We start from the raw sequence: 252 nt of genomic DNA, 5'->3' as shown, positions 1-252 counted from the left end.
CGCACACCCGACTCATCGAGCAGCGCCTCCGGCCAGGCCAGCGACAGCGTCAGCTCAGGCCCCTCAGCCGAGTCATGGACGACGCCCAGGGCCTCCAAGGCATGGGCCAGCGGGGCATCTTCGCTGGATGCTGCTTCGGCCGCCAGCGGCCAGCCCGTCCGGGCTTCCTGCCCTGGTGCTTCGGCGGCTCCGAATCGGCCGAGGTAATTGAAGCCGATCTGCGCGGCGGGAAGCGCGGCCAGCTCCGGCGCC

1 protein-coding gene is annotated in these 252 nt (G+C 71.8%); it reads right to left on the bottom strand.

What is annotated here, in order from left to right; all coding sequences use genetic code 11:
• The coding region (locus tag FF041_RS38685; protein WP_194292378.1) for a hypothetical protein at positions 1-252 on the bottom strand (252 nt) is incomplete at both ends.

Source organism: Streptomyces jumonjinensis (genome assembly GCF_009600885.1).
GTDB lineage: Bacteria > Actinomycetota > Actinomycetes > Streptomycetales > Streptomycetaceae > Streptomyces > Streptomyces jumonjinensis.
The sequence above is the reverse complement of the archived record's forward strand: the minus strand, read 5'-3'. Positions and strand labels throughout refer to the sequence as shown.